The following is a 15,956-nucleotide window of genomic DNA, read 5'->3' on the forward strand; positions in this document are numbered from 1 at the left end:
CTCAGGCAAAAAACCAGTAGCACACTGCGATGGCTGCCAGCACACCGGCGAAGTCGGCCAGCAGTGCGCAGCCCACGGCGTGGCGGGCACGCTGGATGCTGACGGCACCAAAATACACGGCCAGTACATAAAAGGTGGTTTCAGTGCTGCCTTGCACGGTGGCTGCCAGCAAAGAGGCAAAGCTGTCTGGGCCTGTGTGCTGCATGGTTTCGATCATCAGGGCGCGTGCCGCACTACCTGAGAAGGGCTTCACCAGGGCGGTGGGCAGGGCATCTACAAAGCGTGTGTCCAACCCCAGGGTGTGCACGCTCCAGCGGATGACATCCAGCAATAGGTCCAAGGCGCCAGAGGCCCGCAGCACGCCAACCGCACACAGCATGGCGATCAGGTACGGCAGCAGGTTCTTGCACACCTCAAAGCCCTCTTTGGCCCCTTCGATAAAGCAGTCGTAGACGGCGACGCGCTTCCAGGCGCCGGCCAGCAAAAAGGCGATGATCACCCCAAACAACACCAGATTGCCCAGCAAAGAGGACAGCGCCGAGACGGCCACTGCGCTGAGGCTGGCCAGCAGAGCCATGAATCCACCCAGGAGCAGGCCGCCCGTAGCCAGCCAAGCGAGTACAACCGGGTCTTGCAGGCGCAAGCGCTGCATAAAGGCCACTGACAGCAGACCCACCAAAGTGGATGCCGAGGTTGCCAGGAGGATAGGTAAAAACACCAGGGTGGGGTCGGGTGCTCCCTGCTGGGCGCGGTACATGAATATGGACACCGGCAAGAGCGTCAGGGAGGATGAGTTCAGCACCAGAAATAGAATCTGCGCGTTGGTGGCAGTGTCCGGCTTGGGGTTAAGTGTTTGCAGGGCATGCATGGCACGCAGGCCAATGGGGGTGGCGGCATTGTCCAGCCCCAGCGCGTTGGCGGCAAAGTTGAGCGTGATCAGCCCAAGGGCTGGGTGCCCGGCGGGTACTTCGGGCATCAGGCGCAAAAACAGCGGGCCCAGCAACCGCGCCAGGCCGCGCACCAGGCCGGCCGCCTCGGCAATTTTTAAAAACCCCATCCAGAGCGTCAGGGTGCCCAACAACAGCAGCATGATCTTGACGGACAGATCCGCCATGTCAAAGAGGCTTGTGATCAGATCCGAAAAAATATCGGCGTTGCCCAGCACCAGCCACTGGAACAGCCCCGAGGCTGCCGCCACCAGAAAAAATCCGAGCCACAAAACGTTAAGCATCGCTGTGCGCCGGGCTTAGAAGCGTGGAAACATGCGGTCGTGGTCGTACATGGGGTCTGGCCCAGGGTGAAATTTGGTCACCTGGTCTCCGTTTTGCCCCATAAATACATACATCAGTGAGTTCCAGACGTGATCCTGCTTGTATCGGTAGCTCCAGACCACTTGCTGCGAGCCAGGCAAACCGGCGGTGTCGATGATGGCCGGCGGGCCAAACTCGCAACGCACCTGGGCGGCCGTCCAGGTGCCGGTTTTCAGTACCTGAAAATGCTCGTCCGTCAGCACGGGCTGTATTGTGTCGATACGGCCCTGACCATCGATGGTGCTGGCCCAGGCAAACTGTCCCATGGGTTGTTGCGACCACACCGCGCGGTGCAGGCCGTCTCGATCAGTGCATTGCAAGGTGGGGGCCCCAAACTGAGCTGCTACCTGATCCAGGGGGGTGCCGGGTGGCGCTGAAGTAACGGATGTGCAGCCGGCCAGTAATGTGGTGGCACCCAGCAGGGCAGCCATCAACGGGCGTGGGTACGCTTTTGCTTTTGGGTGGCAGGTGAACAAGTAAGCAGGCGCCATGGCAGTCCTCCGGATGGATGCCTCCAGTGTAATCGGCGTTGCCGTTGTTTAGGCACGGAGACCGGGCCGCACGGCAGCCCGGCATGTTTTATACTGGCGGCCTGGTTTGTTGCGGGGTCTCTGCGCGGCAAACCTGCCAGGTGTTGCGTTCGCATACCGTCTGCGCTGGCTGTTGTACCAGCTCAGTGTCTCCTTAGTTAAATGGATATAACTTTCCCCTCCTAAGGGAAGATTGCAGGTTCGATTCCTGCAGGAGACGCCAATAGCGCTTCAAAGCCCTGTTCGATGCTTTCGTGTTTCCTAAGGAAATGGGTCTGCTCCATCTGAAATATGTGGTTATTCATGCGATTTCCACATGTATGTGCATGCCATAATCGTAATTTGTTCAAAATCGTGTCCAACCATCGCGATAAATTACTTTATGGCCCCAAGCCTTGTATCGCTTAACCGACGTCGCCCACGAGCCTTTGTGTCTGTGTGTATGCGTTTTATGTATGCACTTTTGATGTATGGCCTGTGTAGCACTGTATGGGCTGTATCCCCAGGTGTCGTTCATAGCCCGCGCGTGGTGGATTCACCGGATGTGGCGCTTTACTATCAGAAAGACGTACCTGTCGATTTGTTGAAAGCATTCGATGTGGTGGTTCTGGATCCGTCCAAAGCAGTGCCGCCTGACGCGCCCAGGCGAGTAGGGCACAGCCAGTGGTATGCGCGTCTTCGCGCGGATGCGCTTGGCCAGATCATCGAGAGCCCGGCTTATTTTTTTGCTCATCGGCTGGCCAGTTTGTTGTCGGCGGGTTACGACGGCGTTTTGCTGGATGATGGCAGTGACCTCAACGACCACTCAGCGCAATTGCAGGCGCAGATGCTGCAGGTGTTCGCAGCCTTCCAACAATATGCGCCTGGGGTGTCTGTCATTGTTCGCAATTACCCGGATCTGGCAAGTCACGTGGGCAGTCAACTTCGCGCGGTGGTATTGGATGGCGTGTATGCGCAAAATGGCGTGTTGTTGTATCCGCAGACGCGTGCCGAGACCTCTATTGCATTGCAAGGACGCTCCGTGCCTGTGGTGGCACTAGGGTATTGTCCTGTACACGATCTGGCATGCCGGCGTCGTATGGCACGTGCCATCCATGCGGATGGTTTTATTCCTTATGTCTCCGATCGCTCCCAATCCTTGGTGGGTATTGGCGATCTCGAAGTTTTTCCGCGCAAGGTTTTGATGGTGCAGTTGGACCTCGGAGGGGCGCCTTTGGATAGCAGCCGCGGGGTGCGCGTGTATTCGATGCCACTCAACCAACTGGGCTATGACGTTGAATACGTGGACGTGCAGCATCTGCCAAGCCGGCTCACTCGTGATCGTTATGCCGGGGTGGTGGTAGCCCTGGAAGCCAATCCCCCAAACACAGCGGCGTGGCGTCGTTGGCTATTGACACGTGTGGCGCAAGGGATGCCGGTGGCCATTTTGGGACGATTGGGTTTTGATCTGGATCCCGCCTCGGGCGCTGTTCTTGGGCTTTCTACCGTACAAAGGATAGAAAATTTTCAATTGCCGGTGCGGATAAGCAAACAGGCGCCCATGATGGGTTTTGAGATGCTTCCTGCACCTGATATCAGGTCGCTCAGCAATCTTCGCCTTACTGGTGGCGGCCAGGTATTGTTGCAGGTAGAAGCCGCAGGCCGACAGTATGATGAGGCTTTTGTCAGTTCATGGGGAGGGTATGTTTCAGACAGGTTTACGGTGATAGCGCTCAGTTCGCTTCCGGGCGATCGTTGGGTTGTTCAGCCCATGCAGTTTTTTCGGCAAGCGTTGCAACTGCCAAGTATCCCAATGCCCGTGGTGACGACAGAAAATGGCCTGCGGCTGTTGTTTGTCCATATCGATGGCGATGGTTTTCCGTCCAGGACTGAATTCCCGGGAAATCAGCTGAGTGCAGAGGTGCTCAGGGATCAGATACTAAAGAAATATCAGATTCCGCAAACGGTCACAGTGATCCAGGGTGAAATCGCGCGTGATGGGCTTTATCCTGCATTGTCTCCAAAACTGGAGAATCTTGCGCGCGAGATCTTTGAGTTGCCCAATGTGGAAATCGGTAGCCATACGTATTCCCATCCTTTCATATGGGAGTTCATAAAGGGAAACAAGATAGAAGTACCGGATCTTGCCAGGCTGGATAGCCCTCCATATCTGGATATCCCTGGCTATCAGTTTGATCTAAAAAAAGAGATCGTCGGATCCATTAAATATATCAATGATAATCTGGCACCGACAGGCAAAAAGGTCGAGATTTTGCAGTGGTCCGGCGATGCTCAACCACCTGAAAATGCAGTGCAGATGGCGTCTGATGCAAAGGTCTTGAACATCAATGGTGGTGATACAACAATCACCACATCCAATAACTCCTGGACGGCGATTGCGCCGATTGGAGTTGCGAAGGGTGAGGGTGACGGTGCATATCAGGTATATGTTGGTGAGATGAATGAAAATGTTTTCACAGGCGATTGGACTGGCCCGTTTTATGGCTATCGTCGTATCGTTGAAACATTTGACCTTACTGATTCGCCAATTCGCTTTAAACCGGTCAATATTTATTATCACTTTTATTCAGCTACCAAGACATCGTCTTTGAAAGCATTGAATATTGCTTATGATGATGCATTATCCCGGAAAGTATTACCTATTTACACTACAGAGTATGTCAAAAAAGTGCTTGATTGGCGACATGTAGCCATAGGTCGAAAAGGCGATGAATGGAAAATTCAATCGGGCAATTACCTGCGTGAGATCTATTGGCCTTCTTCCAAAACTCCGCGCCTGTTGGGTTCTCGTGGTGTGAGCGGATACACACGTGATTCCCGCGGTGTGTATATCCATATGGGGTCAAGTCTGGCCGAGTTTCTTATGCAGGATCAGCCCGACCAGAAAGTGCCGAGCATTGACCGTGCTGCCGGTCAGGTGCGTGCGTTCCAGCGGCACGGCCGTAATATGAAATTTCAGTTTGGTGGATATTACAAGCCTTATCTCATTTTCAGGGATGTAGCGGGGTGTCGTGTTTCTATTGATGGCCAGATCCGGCCAGTTGGCCCCAGGTTTAATGTGTCGGGAAACGTGTCCAAACCAGTTCGCCTGCACGATATCAGGGTGATATGTGACTAGTACCCCAGCTACAACACGCATCGTGTCTCCCTGGTTGTTGGGGGCGCTGGCTATTTTTCTGGCAGTGTTTTTATATATCGTAAAGCCAGGTACGTCACAGCTGATTGCAAAAATTGCGGCAGAGCCGCTGTCACCACTTTCAGTTTCCTATCTTGAGGCGTGGTTAAGGGCAGAGCCTGATTCGCCCCGTTTTCAGGCTTTATTGAGCAGTCAATATCTAAAACTTGGCCGTTGGGATGATGCCGTTCAGGTGGCCTCCCAGATCGAATCAAATGCGGATCCGGTGATTCGGTTTGCCAGTGTGCGGTTGCAAGCACAAGCGCTGGAAGGCAAAGCGTTTGAGGCACCTGCTGATTCGCCGCAGCGGCAAGCACGCATTGCACAACTCTCGCAGTTTCTCGGGCGCCTTACGGACGAGAATCTGGACATTGAGACCTTGAAGCTGTTGGCTGGCGTGGCTCGGGATGCGGGAGCGCGTGACGCGAGTCGGCAGTTTTATCAGCAATTGACCCGCCAGGATGCTGCGGGTGCCGTGCATTGGTACTCGGCTCTGGGAGCGATGGCCCTTGCGGATGGTCAGTACACAGAGGCGGCAGATGCGTATTTTCAGGCCCAGGCGCTAGTGCAATCGGTAGTTGATCGCCGTCAGTATTTTTTGGCCGCAGTGCAGTCTTTGCAATCAGGCAATTTGGTAGCGCTGGCCTGTGAACAGGCCCAGCAGCATGTTGGAGACCTTGATTCTGATCTGCCGACACTACGCTATTTGATACGCCTTGCAGAGTCGGCCAACCGATATGATCTGGTTATTTTGTACGGGCGCAAGATGGCCAAACAGTTGGCCTTCGTTCCTCGTTTCGCGGATGGCCTTCTGGGTGCAGTACACGGTGGCTGGCAGCCACCGGCGCATACTGTGCGTGTGGCAACCAAGCAGGATAGTGCACTACCATCGCAGGCTCCAGGTTCGGATTTCGAGCTTCTTTATCATGCCTTTATGGCCAGCGGCAGCTTGCAGGATGCGATAGAAATTGTGCAACGCGCATTGGCCAAGCCAGAAGCCGATCGTTCCGTGTGGCTGCAGCGGCTGGCCGAGTTATCCGACTGGACAGGGCATACGCAGATGTCGCTTGAAAGCTGGTTGGCCTTGGCGCGTGAGTTCAACGATCCGCGTGCCTGGAACCGCTTGTTGGTGCTGGCACCCCAGTTGGATGAAGACCAGATCTATCTGCAGGCACTGCTGCATGCTGGCAGAGGGGACCTCCCCCATGTGCAGGAGATCATCCAGACCTACGAGCGCCTGGGTAACCCAGAAGCGGCAATGGCCTATCTGGAGCAACAATTAAAGGGTAAGGGCAATCGACATTTGCTCGAGCTCCTCGCAGAGTTGTCCGGGCGGGCGGGTCATGATGCGTTGTCTTTGGCCAGCTGGAAGCAGCTGAATACGCACTATGGTCCCAATCCGGCCTATGCATTACACATTGCCACTCAACTGTATATGCACCGGCAAGCCAAAGAGGCCTTGGCTGTATTACAGGAAGCCCAACCGGTGGCCTTGCAAAAGGGTGCAACGCAGGGTTTCTGGAAGAGCTACATTGATCTGGCTCGGCTGCTGGGGCAGGGTAACCTTGTGGATGGTCAGGTGTGGGCAAAGTTGCTCAAACACGCCCCTGATGCACAAACGTTCGACAGCATGCTTTATTTTTATTATGGCTCGCCGATTGACGTCGGGCGGATCGCTGAAGTGGCCTACCGCCAAACCCACGATATTGCGTATTTGCAACAAGCGATGGAAGCCTATGCAACGGCACGTGCATGGCCGCGTATCCAGTTGCTGTTGCAGCAGCTTTCCAGCCGAGATCAAGAGGCGCTTGAGCAGTCTCCCAAGGCGCTCGAGGCCAGGGGTAATTATTGGCTGGTGACCGGCAAGATTGATCTCGGACTGAAAGACTTGGCGCGTGCCTATCAGTTGCCTGAGGGAGCAGGGCAAGTGGGTGAGGCGTACCTGTGGGCATTGCTGTCTTTTGGAGATCGGGCTTCGGTGCGTCGTATCAGTCGGCAGCTTGCGCAAGCTCATCCTCAGGATCCCGCGTATGCACGGGTGTTGGCGGCGGCTGTCTTACAGCTGGGCGAGCCTCGCAGGGCGTTGCGCTATCTTGATCTTGCAGGTATCCCCGCCCGCCAAGATCCTTTGTGGCTGATGGTTTATGCGGACGCCAGAGAGGCCCTGGGACAGCAGGGTTTTGCCCGGCGTATCCGGCGCCACGCTTGGTATTTGCTGGTACGGGCCCATCCCTTTGATGAAGACTCGCTCGATCGAAGTTCTGCGCGGGTAGTGTTGGGACAAATGTATCTTGGCGGAGATGCTTCCCTGTTGTTGTTGAAGCGCATGGTCCACCGTGATCCTTATGCCGAACTTGACAATGCGATTGCCGGGTCTGTGCTTGGCAATATCCCAGGTGTGCCATCGTTAAATCAAGTCGGTTCAAAAGCAATTGGCGCAGATGCGTCGGCAGGGTGGAGTGATCCCAATACCGTACCGTTGGTTTTAGGCTGGGCTTTGGCGGGCGAACACTACGCGCTGGCTCGTGCGTGGCTTGGAAAACGATACCTGACAGAGCTTCAGAAGCCAGATAGCGTCCAGCTCGCACTAGCGCTTCAAGACCATGACGAAGTACAGATCGCCACTATTTTGGGTAGGGATTCAGCTACGCTGTCACCGGATGCGAAAGTGCAGGCGCTGGACTCATTAGACAGGATTGCGAGTGCTCAGACCGTCGCGTTTGAGGCATATAGCCAAGCATCGGAGAGTGCCATTTGGGCTGAAACCTGGCGTGATGTCGGTCTTAAGTACCGACCCTCCGCAGGTGTCTTGGCTGATAGTGCCCAGGTTGATGATTTGAGTTGGCGAACGTTAGATCTTGATGCGGGTTTGGCGTTATCGCCGCATTTGGCTCTGAAGGTTCGCAGGACAGACCGTTGGTATTCAATTCGTAATAATCAAAGGCTTGGGTGGGTGCCAGAACACGATCGGGCCAGTCGCTTGGCCTTATCGAGAGATGATGCCTCTCATCATGCCGAGGTGGAAGTTGGGTGGCGCCAGGCATATCAGTCCTTTGCCACCCTGAGGGCGTCCACCGAGTGGGTCTTGTCTCCTGAGTGGCGCCTGGCGCTTGATGCCGGGCTGAACCAGCGCACAGAGCTGACCAGCTTGCTGGCAGTGGCGGGGCGTCAAACGGCTGGCTCGGCAGCACTGTCCTGGGACAGCCAGCGAAACTTCTTTGTGCAAACGAAAGTTTCGTATGCACGCTACAACTTGCAAGATGGTGAGCGTCTCGGTGCGAGCTTGGGATATGACACATCCGTTGGCTACCATGTGAGGTTGGGTGGGCCACCCATCAGCTTTCAACTTCAATACAGTGATTGGCATTACTCCTCTGAAGACACCCTTTTACCGGTGCTATCGGCTTTTATGGCGGATCAAACGGTGCCTACGGCTGCAGACATCATGCCATCCAGCACGCGGCAGTATGGTTTGTCGTTGCAAGTTGGGGGTGGTGGGTTGCGCGAGCAGTATCGGTCAGGTTGGCAGCCGTTTTTTGACCTCTCCTGGCTGCACGACAAGCGGCAGGGCTGGGGCTTGGGGGTGGCTGGAGGCATGAGTAGTCCAGTGCTTGGTCGTGATCGGCTAGGTCTTTTTGTAACGCATGAGCCGGCCCGTCAGGGCGATGGTCAGGCGTCCACCCAGGTAGGGCTTTATTACCGGGTTTTTTATTAACGCAGAGGGAATATGACCATGATAAAAATATTGCATCGGTGGCTGGTCGTCGGCCTCACGGTTCTTGGGCTGAGCGCCTGCTCTACAGTTGACGTCTCACAGGCACCCGACATTCAATCGCAGGATGTAATTGCTCTGTTGCCAGTTGTCAATTACACCGAAACTCCCGAGGCTGGCCGCCGTGCTGGCAGTATTGCGTTTGGTATTCTCCAGACGCAGGGGCATGCCAGCGTGTTGCGCAGCTCCGATACCGCAGCCAGCGATGCTTTGTTTGGCGATGTCACTTTGAGTTCATTTCAAGAGGCCCTGGACGCGGCACGAGAAACTCCTGCGCGGTATGCGCTGGCGGGCTCTGTGCAAGAGTGGCGCTACAAAGTGGGGGTCGACGGCGAGCCGGCGGTTGGCCTAGCGTTTCATTTGGTTGATCTGCAATCGGGTGCCACGGTCTGGAGCGCGACTGGGAGCCGTGTCGGTTGGAGTCGCTCCAGTGCTGCAGGCGTCGCCCAATCATTGATCCGTGAGTTGCTGAGCCCACTTCGGACTCAAGGTCATTGATACCATGGTGATACGGACTGGCTCTGTTGCTCAAGCGAGCGATATGGTGCAAAAACGCCGACCGTCCAGAGGACGGAGCAGTCTGGTGATGCCTGCAACTCGGAAAGGTTGGCAGCCAGTGCTCGAGGTCCTTATCGGCATGCTGGGCATGTTTGCCTTTTGCGCGGCGGTGCGCCCGCAAGATCCTCTGCTGCTTCAGTTTGGCTTCCCTTGGCTAGGCGCCTATGCCCTTGTTTTTGCCTTGAGATACGGGGCACTGCCGGGCGCGTTTGCGGGCGGGTTATTGTTGCTGGCGTGGTGGTTTCTGGTTGGGGTGCCCGAGCAATTTCCGAAGGAGTATTTTGCTGGTACCTTTGTTGTGCTTATTTTGGCAGGCCATTTTTCTGACCGCTGGGTGAGCCGGATTCAAAGTGAAAATAGCGTAAACATCTACCTTAATCGGCGCCTGGCATCATTGACAAACACGCATTATCTTTTGCGTATCTCACATGATCGGCTTGAGAAAGACTTGCTTTCCCGCCCCGTCACGATGCGCGATGTACTGGCACGCTTGCGAAACGAGGTCACCCCAGTTCCAACCGGCACAGGGTTACCACATGTTCAGGCGTTCCTCGACTACCTTGCTTCTGTCGCGCAGGTTAATGAGGCGGCAATATTTCAGGTGCAGGGCACAAATATTTCTCAGAAGATCTGCGCATCGGTTGGCCCAGACTTCATCCTGAAACGTGATGATGCTCTTTTAAAAGAATGCATTGCACTCCGAAAGCTGGTGCACTTGCGCGACCAGAAAGAGTATCAGTCTGACTATCTGGTTTGCGTCCCATTGGAGACCGCGTTGGGTGATTTGTTGGGCGTTCTAGTGATTCGGCGCATGTTCTTCATGTCTCTGAATTTCGATACCCTGCAGTTGATTCAGGCAATGGCTGTTTATTACGCTGATAGCTTGCAAGACCAGAAGCTGATTCGCTTTGTTCAGCAGCGTGTTCCAGGGTGCCCGGACGATTTTGCACTGGAAATATGTCGCCTGGGGCATCTTGCTTCGCGACATGGGCCGGTGTCCCATCTGGTCGCCTTAGCATTTAATCGCGAAGGGCCTGATCAGTCGTCTGTGTTTATGCAGATGGCTCGTCAACGTCGTGCGCTGGATATGGTTTGGGTGCTGGAAACTCCGCGTGCCCGAGTCATGGTGACATTACTGGTATTGGCTGATGATCTCGGCCTGGATGGTTACGTTTTGCGTATAGAAGATACCTTGCGTGCGCAGTTCGGCCTGGATTTCGAATCGGCAAGAGTGGCTGTATATAGCCAGGCGATTGATGACGCAGATGTTGCGACAACTCTTGAACAGTTTGCTTCGCATTGGGAAATCTCATGAGTATCGGGCGCGTCATCGCTGCTGTAGGCTTGGCTGGGTTGGCGTTGCTGTTGCAGGGTTTGGCGTTGCTGTTGCTGGTTTTTGGTCCTTGGCCGCCAGAGCCTCGCTTAGCGGTATTTTTGCTTGTACAGGTGTTGGTGTCATTATCGAGTGCTGCCAGTCTTCATGGGCTTCTACCTCTCCGTATGCGGCATCCTGCCTGGAAAGGTTTGCTGGCCAATGCAACAACGATTTTTTTCTTGCCAGTGGCTGGGCAAGTGTTGATCATCGGAGTGCTGCTGTTTGCCCGTTGGCTGCCTGCGCATAGCCGGCGGCTCAATACCGTGGTGGTGGGTGCGCCAACATTCGATTCGAAGCTGTTGGATCGTGTTCATCCGGGCGGTGCCACCCGGGCCAGGGCTCAAGCCAGCCATAGCCAGGTGCCGGTACAAGAGCGCATGGCGGCGATGATGGCGATTCGCACTGCGCCGCTACACCTGACCAGCGGACTGCTTCAAGATCTGTTGGGCGATACGCAAGATGAGGTGAGGCTGCTTGCGTACGGTATTCGTGATCGTGGTGAGCAGCACATCACGCAGCAGATTGCCGCGGCCAATAAGCGCTTGCAGCAACACGCCGGAATGCGCCGCGCAGGCATTGATCACGCACATCTGGCAGAACTGTACTGGGAATTGATCTATCAAGGGTTGGTACCGCTTGAAATGCAGGAATACACCCTTCAGCACGCCATCGAGCATGCACAAGAGGCGTTGTCCATCGACCCCAAACTGGCAGGTATGCATTTTCTGCTGGGTGCGTTGATGTTATATCAATACGCTCCTGATGCGGCGCTAGAGCATTTTCGGGCGTCTCAGCAATTGGGTATGTCTGAAAGTCGCTTGGCGTCACGGATAAGCGAAGCGCTTTTCATGCAAAGGAGGTTCAGCGAGATCCCTGCGTGGTTGAGTAAATTTCAGGCCGCATACAGCGGTGCACAGATGCAGGCGTTGGAGAGGTACTGGTTATGACCCCTGTCGTTGCAAAAGAAGCCAGTCGTGCGGATATTGCGCTACTGCTGGAGGGTACCTTCCCCTATGTGGCGGGGGGGGTTTCCTCATGGGTTGCTGATTTGTTGCGAGCTCATCCACAATATACGTTTGCCATTCTCTTCATTGGCGGTAGAAAACAGGACTACGGTCCACCTCGATATCCGCTCCCGGAAAATGTCGTCTGGTTTCGAGAGGTTTTCATTTTTGATGAAAGTGCCCGTATGCCAGTGCGGGAAGCGCGTTCCTGCCCTGTGGATGCGATGCAATCCATACAAGCCTTTCACGATGGCTTCTATCGCGATAAACAACCTGTGGATGCGCCTACTCTCAAAGATATTTTGCCCCTAATTTCGTCAGGTGGGCCAGTTACCGAAAAATTATTTTTGCACGGCCAACAATCCTGGGAGGAAATTCGCAAACGGTATCTTGAAAACTGCACGGATCCTTCTTTTACTGATTATTTCTGGACGGTTCGCATCATGCATATTCCGTTATGGAAATTGATCCGAGCTGTTGAAGATATGATTCCAGTGTCGATGTGTCATGCAGTATCTACTGGTTATGCCGGCTTTTTTGGCGCATTGATGCAGGCATGCCGGAAAACCCCATTATTGCTGTCCGAGCACGGAATTTACACCAAAGAGCGCCAGATCGATCTGTTTCAAAGTGCGTGGATTCGCGATAATCGCTCTTTGCTTGAACGTAATGTCGTACAAATTCCTTATTTCCAGGCGCTCTGGATGCGGTTTTTTCGGACATTGGGAACGATGGCCTATGACGCGGCCAGCGTGGTGTCTGCTCTGTTTGAAGAAAATCGTCGTCGCCAGGTGCAAGATGGTGCGGCACCTGAGAAAACACAGGTTATTCCCAACGGAATCGAGATTGATCGGTATCTGGCCTTGCGTCAGCAGCGGCCAATAGAGATACCCCCGGTGCTGGCTTTAATCGGTAGAGTGGTTCCCATCAAGGATATCAGGACATTTATTCGTGCTGTGTTTATTGCAGCGCGTACACAACCGGATGTCCAAGGTTGGATTGTTGGGCCAGAAGATGAAGACCCTGATTATGTGGAGGAGTGCAGATCGCTGGTTGCTACGCTAGAACTGCAGGATCGGGTGCATTTTCTTGGGTTTCGGGATGTACGTGAAATTCTTCCTTTGGTTGGGCTTGTTGTGTTGAGTTCCATCAGCGAAGGCTTGCCGCTGGTGATTCTCGAGGCGTATGCGGCAGGTGTTCCAGTGGTGTCGACGGATGTTGGTGCCTGCCGTGAACTAATCGAAGGCTCTGGCCCTGAAGACCGCGCACTGGGTGTGTCTGGCCATGTTGTGCAGCTGGCAGATCCTTCAGGCCTTGCTCAAGCATGTCTGGGATTGTTATCCAGCCCAGACTCCTGGCGCGCTGCACGTGTGGCAGGGATCGCACGCGTAGAGCGTTACTACTCGCGCCGGCAGATGATCAATACGTATGATCAACTGTACAAACACCTGTTGGCAGGAGCGGCAGAGGGCCATGTGGCTAAGGGGGCTATATGGCCGGAATAGGGTTTGAGCTGCGCAAGATCCTGGCCAAGGACAGCTTGGGCAGTACTGTTCGTGCGTATTTTTATGCGGGGCTGATCAGCTCTGGGCCGTTTATCCTCTCGATTCTCGGTATTCTCCTGATTGGTTTGTTAACCACTTCACTTGTACAGCCCCCTTCAGATGTTACGCAGTTTCAGGTGTCTGTCACTTACCTGATGGCGGGTAGCCTAATCGTCTCTGGCGGTTTTCAATTGGCGTTTACACGTTATATATCAGACCTTATTTTTGAAAAACATGATGAGTGGGTTCTGCCATCGTATAACGCCGTGTGTCTGGCCGTAACAATGCTGAGTGGGGTGTTGGGCGTTGCGCTGATGTTTACGGTATTTACAGGGCAGTCTCTTATTTACCGGCTATTGATGTTGATGGGCTTTGTCATCTTGGGCAATATCTGGATGGCAGTTATTTTTCTCGCGAGTATCAAACAATATCGAGCGATTCTGCTGGTATTTGCTATGGGCTATGGGATAACCGTCGTGGGTTCTGTAAGCCTGCTTCATTATGGTGCCGAGGGCTTGTTGACAGGTTTTGTTATTGGGCACGCAATATTGTTGTTGGGTGCGAACGGCTTGATCTGGCAAAACTACCGCTCAGAACACTATCTAAGTGGCGAGTTTTTTCAGTGGCGCAAGTTGTATGTCAGTCTAGTTTTTGTTGGTATTTTCTTTAATCTTGGAATCTGGGCAGATAAATTTATTTTCTGGTATTCGGCTGCCGGCCAATCGGTGATTGGCCCTTTGCGCGCATCCCTGATCTACGATATTCCGATTTTCCTGGCGTACTTGTCGATCATTCCAGGGATGGCGATGTTTCTTTTGCGTATTGAAACTGATTTCGTGGACCAGCATCATGCGTTTTATTCAGCGGTTCTAGGTGGTGGCTCGTTGGAGGATATCGATGCCAAACATGCGGGGATGGTGCGTAGCGCCCGTGAAGGTCTTTATGAGATCTTGAAGATTCAGATCCTGGTGTGTTTGTTGGTGATGGTATTTGGAGAAAACCTCCTAAATGCTTTAGGGATCTCCACCTTATATATGCCCTTGCTGCAGATTGATGTAGTGGCCGCAGCCTTGCAGGTTCTGTTTTTAGGCACCTTAAACATCTTTTTCTATCTGGATCGGCGAGATATTGTATTGTGGCTTAGCGGTCTTTTTTTGCTGCTGAACATTGTCTTCACCGTCTTGACGCTGTACTTGGGACCTACCTCTTATGGCCTGGGCTATGCCGGTGCCATGCTGGTGATGGTGGTGGTTTCTATCTATAGCCTGGATCGCTGCTTTGCGAAGTTACAGTTTCGGACGTACATGATGCAGGCGTATGGCTGAGATGGCATCTATGTGTAAAAATATCCAGTCTTTTTTGCGCAAAGCCACCCGAGGCATCTTGTGGGTTCCCGTGGTGCTGTGTTGCGGCCTGGGCCGGGCTGTGGCAAGCGATATCTCCAGCATTGTGTTTTATTACGGGTCAGATACACCGGTTCAAGCCCTGTCAAGATTTGCGGTTGCGGTACTTGAGCCCGATGCTCATCCGAAGGGGCCACCGCACCAGGGCACAACGCGGTGGCTGGCTTATGTCAGTGTGGGCGAGGTCCTGGATTCGAGGCCTTATTATTCCCGGATGCCGCAAACGTGGCATCTTGGTAAAAACGATGTGTGGCACTCTGTTGTTGTGGATCAATCTGCACCGGACTGGCCCAAATTTTTAGTGAATCAAGTGGCGACGCCTTTGTGGCGCCAAGGTTATCAAGGTCTTTTCCTTGATACGCTTGATTCATACCAATTGGTCAGTAAAGATCCTGCCGTGCTCGAGCGTCAGCGTCAAGGTTTAGTTCGGACGATTCGTGCCTTGCGTCGTGCCCGGCCTAAAGCGATATTAATTTTGAATCGTGGCTTTGAACTCTTGCCGGATATACATAACCAGATTGATGCCGTTGCGTTTGAATCTCTTTACAGCGGCTGGGATCAGGCTGCCAGCAGGTATGTTACGGTGCCCGAGCCAGATCGTGCCTGGTTGCTGGGTCAGGCAGCCAAAGCCAAAAGCTATGGCTTGCCTGTTATTTCAATTGACTATTGTCCGCCAAACGATAAAGAGTGCACGCAGCAGACCAGCCGAAAAATAAGATCGCATGGTTTGATTCCTTACGTGGGCGACGGGCACTTGCAGCACGTTAATCTGAATATGCTGCCCTAATCATTCCCCCAGCGCCACATCCACAGGTTTTGCCTGCAGTGCGTCACGTAACACCGCTGAGGGCACGCTGATCAGGTAGCCGCGTCGGCCACCGTTCAGGTACACCACATCGTAATCCAGCAGGCTGCGCTCTACCCATACGGGCATGCGTTTGCGCGTGGCAAAGGGCGAGGTGCCACCCACCTGATAGCCCGAGTGGCGCTGGGCGGTGTCGGGCGTGCAAGGCGCTACCTTCTTGACGCCAATCTGGCGTGCCAGGTTTTTGGTGGAGACTTCACAATCGCCGTGCATCAGGACAACCAGGGGATGTGCCTGCTCGTCTTCCATGATCAGGGTCTTGGCCACCTGGTGCAGGGGCACCTCCAGTTGGCGTGCGGCCTCGCGTGCGCCGCCGTGATCCACGTATTCGTAGGGGTGCTCGCCAAAGGGGATCTTTTGCTGGCGCAACCAGTGGGTGGCGGGTGTTTCTGAGGTATGCCGGGATTTGCTCATGGCGGA

11 protein-coding genes and 1 tRNA gene are annotated in these 15,956 nt (G+C 54.1%); 9 read left to right on the forward strand and 3 right to left on the reverse strand.

Translation table 11 applies throughout. The features are described from left to right. Nucleotide 1 precedes the first annotated feature (1 nt). The gene (locus ABS758_RS08955; protein ID WP_350382156.1) at nt 2-1,231 is read right to left on the reverse strand and encodes a spore maturation protein; all 1,230 of its coding nucleotides are present in this window, start codon (nt 1,229-1,231) and stop codon (nt 2-4) included. A 15-nt stretch (nt 1,232-1,246) separates the two neighbouring features. After that, entirely contained in the window at nt 1,247-1,801 is a 555-nt protein-coding gene (locus tag ABS758_RS08960) for a hypothetical protein (protein WP_492304510.1), read from the reverse strand. A gap of 187 nt (nt 1,802-1,988) precedes the next feature. Here ABS758_RS08960 and ABS758_RS08965 point away from each other — a divergent pair. The 9 genes from ABS758_RS08965 (at nt 1,989) to ABS758_RS09005 (ending at nt 15,458) form a co-directional block, all read left to right on the forward strand. After that, nucleotides 1,989-2,063 (forward strand) — tRNA-Arg (locus ABS758_RS08965). Nucleotides 2,064-2,282: 219 nt separating this feature from the next. Continuing rightward, a complete protein-coding gene (locus ABS758_RS08970) occupies nt 2,283-4,958 on the forward strand; it encodes a hypothetical protein (RefSeq protein WP_350382155.1) in 2,676 nt (891 codons plus the stop codon). Beyond that, the gene (locus ABS758_RS08975) at nt 4,951-8,730 is read left to right on the forward strand and encodes a tetratricopeptide repeat protein (RefSeq protein WP_350382154.1); all 3,780 of its coding nucleotides are present in this window, start codon (nt 4,951-4,953) and stop codon (nt 8,728-8,730) included. The genes ABS758_RS08970 and ABS758_RS08975 overlap by 8 nt, the downstream gene beginning before the upstream one ends. Nucleotides 8,731-8,748: 18 nt before the next feature. Next, nucleotides 8,749-9,285 carry a penicillin-binding protein activator LpoB gene (locus ABS758_RS08980; RefSeq protein ID WP_350382153.1) on the forward strand — a complete coding sequence of 179 codons (537 nt, stop codon included), beginning with the start codon at nt 8,749-8,751 and terminating at the stop codon, nt 9,283-9,285. A gap of 88 nt (nt 9,286-9,373) precedes the next feature. After that, on the forward strand, nt 9,374-10,660 hold the full coding sequence (locus tag ABS758_RS08985; protein ID WP_350382287.1) for a PelD GGDEF domain-containing protein: 1,287 nt from the start codon (nt 9,374-9,376) through the stop codon (nt 10,658-10,660). 65 nt (nt 10,661-10,725) lie between these two features. Beyond that, a complete protein-coding gene (locus ABS758_RS08990; protein WP_350382152.1) occupies nt 10,726-11,667 on the forward strand; it encodes a hypothetical protein in 942 nt (313 codons plus the stop codon). Then, nucleotides 11,664-13,229 (forward strand): GT4 family glycosyltransferase PelF, encoded by a 1,566-nt coding sequence (pelF, locus tag ABS758_RS08995; RefSeq protein WP_350382151.1) that lies wholly within the window; start codon nt 11,664-11,666, stop codon nt 13,227-13,229. Before ABS758_RS08990 ends, pelF begins: the two co-directional genes overlap by 4 nt. Further along, a complete protein-coding gene (gene pelG, locus ABS758_RS09000; RefSeq protein ID WP_350382149.1) occupies nt 13,217-14,593 on the forward strand; it encodes an exopolysaccharide Pel transporter PelG in 1,377 nt (458 codons plus the stop codon). Before pelF ends, pelG begins: the two co-directional genes overlap by 13 nt. Next, nucleotides 14,586-15,458, forward strand: coding sequence for an endo alpha-1,4 polygalactosaminidase (locus tag ABS758_RS09005; protein ID WP_350382148.1), 873 nt, complete (start codon nt 14,586-14,588; stop codon nt 15,456-15,458). Before pelG ends, ABS758_RS09005 begins: the two co-directional genes overlap by 8 nt. On the opposite strand, the gene ABS758_RS09010 is transcribed toward ABS758_RS09005, so the two are convergent. Beyond that, nucleotides 15,459-15,950: an aminoacyl-tRNA deacylase gene (locus ABS758_RS09010; protein WP_350382146.1), complete on the reverse strand. Its 492-nt coding sequence runs from the start codon at nt 15,948-15,950 to the stop codon at nt 15,459-15,461. Between the last annotated feature and the right edge of the window lie 6 nt (nt 15,951-15,956).

Source organism: Castellaniella sp. FW104-7C03 (assembly GCF_040276085.1).
GTDB lineage: Bacteria > Pseudomonadota > Gammaproteobacteria > Burkholderiales > Burkholderiaceae_B > Castellaniella.